We start from the raw sequence: 3,935 nt of genomic DNA, 5'->3' as shown, positions 1-3,935 counted from the left end.
TCGCACGTTGCCGACCAACCCTCGTTTGTCAGGAAGCTGGCCAGTCATCTGAGGCCCGGCGGACATCTAATGCTGGCTACGCAGAACCGTTTCGTACTTGAGCGGTTCAACCGCATCTCGCCGCCAGCGCCGGGACAGCTTCGTCGCTGGGTTAGCCGACACGAGTTGCGCCGGCTGCTCACCCCGGAGTTCGAAGTCCTTGAACTGTTCTCGGTTTCGCCCAAGGCGAACCGGGGATTCATGCGCCTGGTCAATTCGGAAAAACTCAATCGGCCGTTAAAGGCCATTTTCGGGGACCGGATCGAGAGGTTGAAGGAAGCCATGGGACTGGGCTGGACCCTGATGGCATTGGCAAGACGGGGTCAGAACAAGATTAGAGCGAAATCGTACGCTAACCGAAATTGTGCATGTTTTCTGTAGGTTGCAGACTGTACCGAACATCAAATTCTTTTGGGAAATGCTATTTGGAGCCCCGTTTTCGGAACGAACACGGATCTCGAGAATCGTTTTTCAGCTAAACGTACGATTTCGCTCTAATCTTGTTCTGACCCCATATGGCGACGCGGGATGCGCTTCTTGCTGTCCTGCCTACCGAGGCACCGGGGGGCTGCACTGCTTCCTCGCCTGCCGGAAAGCCATTTCCCTCAGACAGATACCACCGTTGTTTCCTTTCCGCATCCCGACACACTCGATGATCCCCTGACATCGGTTCTGCGCGAGGGCGCCCGGCGGCTTCTGGCGCAGGCCGTCGAGGCGGAAGCCGAGGCATTCCTGGCCGCCATGGCCGACGAGCGCCTGGCCGATGGGCGGGCCCGAAGTGGCGCGAGAAGCAGGCCCGCGACAACGCACATACCAAGCAGGAACGCCATCCAGGCTTTTGCTGCTTGGGCTGTGCCCGACGATGTCTCGCGGCCGTCGTCGGGAGTTGCCGCCGCGCTCGAGCTTCTCCATGAGGCGAACGGTCCTGGCCCCGGCCATGTCGCCGTCCTGTCGGTCAGCGCGCTGTTACGGCTGGGCAAAAGGAAATCAGAATTGCGTCCGTCTCTTGACCTCAATCAAGGTGGCTCCGCTTAAAGCTCCTAGGTTTGCTCAAGCGTGTTCGCTCGGAGTCAGTGGCATTGAAGGCCGGCAGCCTGATAATGCCTGACCCAGAGTCCGCGAGGATACGAATATGACGAAACATGTGATGGTATTAGTCGATGAACAGCACGGACTCGGTTCCGTCGCGGCGGCTGTAGCGGCCGGGGGCGCACGCATCGATCGTGTCGTGCACGGCATGAAGACGATATTCTGCACCGTTGACGACGACGTGGTTATCGAGAGGGTGCGGCGGATAGACGGCGTAACCTCGGTCCGAGAGGAAGAGACGTTTTCGGTTCCGCCGATGGACCCCAACATTCCGCTATAGCTCAGTCGGATCCAGCAGCTGCGAAGTGCTTTCTTTTGTCATCAGGCGAGGATCGTCAACCTTTCCATATCATCGGGCGGCGGCCCGCACCGACTGTGCACGGCACGAGGTGGGCCGATGTCCGGTAGTCTGCGAAATGCCAATTTCCCACTCCGCACTCGCTGCCGACATACGACCGCACAAAAATCGTTGCTGCTGGTCCGGCCTGAGCGAGGAATTCTGGCCGATCGTATTCCTTCAAGGGGCGCCGCCCCGACCGACCCGTCGGTCGCGCGAGTCCGCCTCCAGAGACCCGCCCGGGCTTAGAGCAAAAGACTTTGTTACGCGTATTGATCAGCATCAAAGCTGGACGCGTCACGGTCCGTAGATTGTCGCGAGGGGCAGTGGAGCTGATTTGGGGTGAGAAGATGTTGCCATTTTTGGACGGATCGGGATGAGGATATGAGTTCTGTGGACGCGGCTTGGAGGAGATCCGTTCTCTACTGCTCCGCCCTAATCTTGGCGGTTTGCGTCGGAATTTCGTGGCAGGACGCGTTGGCCTCGCATGATTGCCGCGCAAGCCCGACGCCGGGCGTCAACTGGCAGGACTGCGACAAGAAGCTCATCCAACTGCAGGGCAGGGATCTAAGCGGCGCGAACTTGTTTGGAGTTGATTTCACCTCCACCGATCTCAGAAACACCAATCTGCTCGCTGCGAACCTGGAGAAGGCTACGCTTGTACGCGCCTCCCTTGCAGGCTCGACAGCCAATGGCGCGCGGTTCGCGAGGATCGAGGCGTACAGAACAGATTTCAGCCGAATGGACGCGCAAGGCGCCAGCTTTATAAGCGCGGAATTGCAGCGCTCCAATTTCCAACAGGCCACGCTTGCCGATGCGGACTTTACAAAGGCCGACCTGGGGCGAGCACAGTTCGATGACGCGGAGATCGGCGGAAGCCACTTCTCGTTGGCCAACTTGGCCCGCGCCGATTTCCGTGGAGCGACGTTTTCCGGGCCGGTCGATTTCGACCGTGCCTTCTTCTTCCTGGCCCGTATTGAAGGCATCAACCTTGCTTCCGCGACGGGGCTGGCTCAATGGCAGATCGACATGGCTTGCGGGGACCACGGTACCGTTTTGCCGGTCGGGCTAACGAAGCCCGAAACTTGGCCATGCGAATTCCAGCAGGAATGAGATAAGGGCGCGCCGGGCTGGCCTGCAGCGATTTCGCAACGAAGCTGACAGCCGCATTATCTATCCTGGCCAGCAACCTGCCAGCGTAGCTTGGTCGAGCGACGCGACTGACATCGACCTGCGACCGTATCTGAATTGATGCGGATCAAGGCCAGACGGCAATAAAATGTATATGTCTAAAAAGTATTTCTGTGAACGCGCAATAAAACTGTGGGCTGAGGACGGTTTGAAGAACTACCTGATCGGATCGGTTACAAGCGCGAGCGGGACCATGCGTGGTCGCTTTTAAGCGAGCACTACGACTGGTGGGAGCCGGGCGCTCTCAAACCGATCATACCGCCGGTATCGGACCATTCACCGCATGTGTTTTTCCGAATTTTGGCAGAGCAAATTTCCGGGCGAGAAGCAAAGGAATAGCACGCCAATACCGATGTTCGCCCGCCGGATTTACTGCGCACCAAACGTGAGCGAACCCATCAGCGGTCGAATGCGAAATCATGGCTTGTTTCAAGGTAGTGACTGACATGATCTGAAACTTGGAAACCCGCGCCCGATGGAGGGGCCGGCGGCAAGCCGACTTCACGCGTTCCCTGTCACCGCGCCATCGATATCCGTAAAGATTGGCACTCAAGCATTGATTTCGTCACTCCAACGAAGTGCGCTCGCGAAAGCGCGAATGACCACAGGCGCCCCAATTACCATCAGGTCCGCTGAGGAGGAGAACAGCGCACCTTCGAGGACCTTCTCCTAGAGCGTCTCGCCGGCGAGCAACCGCCGGCCAACAACCGTGAGATCGGCGTAACGCGCGCCCGACCGACTGTTTCGTCGGACGTCGGACCATGCAGTCTCCGTATATTCGCTGTGGCATCGGTCGAGAGATCGCCGTTGGCGACATTCGCCGACTCGGCACGGTTCCGGTTTCACTGACTGTGGCAACCCTGATCGCAACGGCCGTCGGTTCTTTCGTCCGGGCTCGATGCTGATTTGACGCGGATCAAGGCCGGGGACATCCAACGCGCTATCATATTTCCTAGGGGCGACCCAGCGAAACCGGGCCGCCATGACTGCTCATTCTCATGCGGCGGCGTCACCAGCGGACTTGCATCAGCCGGCATCCATGGGCGCCGCTTCCGACGAAAGGCCGACGAACTCCCTAACATGGAGAGCCCACAATGCGCCATTTCTGGCTATTGAAACCCTATATGGGCTTCGCCTTCCTAGCCCTTAGCATCTGCATTATGCCTTGGGGAAAGGTCGCGGTGGCAGAGGACGCACAATACAGGTCCGCTGGGGGATTGGCGGTTTATCTCGGAGGAGTTCCAGTCGAAATCATTAAAGGACATCCGCCGGATGTGGC

General features: G+C 58.6%; 3 protein-coding genes and 3 pseudogenes. All 6 read left to right on the top strand.

The annotated features are described in order from the left end of the window. On the top strand, positions 1-420 hold a 420-nt coding region (locus MAXJ12_RS32845; RefSeq protein WP_008840550.1), incomplete at its 5' end, for a methyltransferase domain-containing protein. 204 nt (positions 421-624) lie between these two features. After that, positions 625-816, top strand: a pseudogene (locus MAXJ12_RS40325) (hypothetical protein); the annotation flags it as partial. 355 nt (positions 817-1,171) lie between these two features. Next, entirely contained in the window at positions 1,172-1,408 is a 237-nt protein-coding gene (locus MAXJ12_RS32835) for a hypothetical protein (protein WP_008840548.1), read from the top strand. 441 nt (positions 1,409-1,849) lie between these two features. Next, on the top strand, positions 1,850-2,578 hold the full coding sequence (locus MAXJ12_RS39800; protein WP_008840547.1) for a pentapeptide repeat-containing protein: 729 nt from the start codon (positions 1,850-1,852) through the stop codon (positions 2,576-2,578). Positions 2,579-2,797: 219 nt separating this feature from the next. After that, positions 2,798-2,995: pseudogene (locus tag MAXJ12_RS39475) on the top strand (pyridoxamine 5'-phosphate oxidase family protein); the annotation flags it as partial. 755 nt (positions 2,996-3,750) lie between these two features. Further along, positions 3,751-3,935 (top strand): annotated as a pseudogene (locus tag MAXJ12_RS38620) (hypothetical protein); the annotation flags it as partial.

This window comes from Mesorhizobium alhagi CCNWXJ12-2 (assembly GCF_000236565.1).
GTDB classification, from domain to species: domain Bacteria; phylum Pseudomonadota; class Alphaproteobacteria; order Rhizobiales; family Rhizobiaceae; genus Allomesorhizobium; species Allomesorhizobium alhagi.
Note: the sequence above shows the minus strand (reverse complement) of the source record. Positions and strands in the feature narration are given on the sequence as shown.

Bases quoted from the DNA above. Each gene is read 5' to 3' on its own strand.
- MAXJ12_RS32835 (WP_008840548.1), top strand. From the start codon at position 1,172: ATGACGAAACATGTGATGGTATTAGTCGATGAACAGCACGGACTCGGT.
- MAXJ12_RS39800 (WP_008840547.1), top strand. From the start codon at position 1,850: ATGAGTTCTGTGGACGCGGCTTGGAGGAGATCCGTTCTCTACTGCTCC.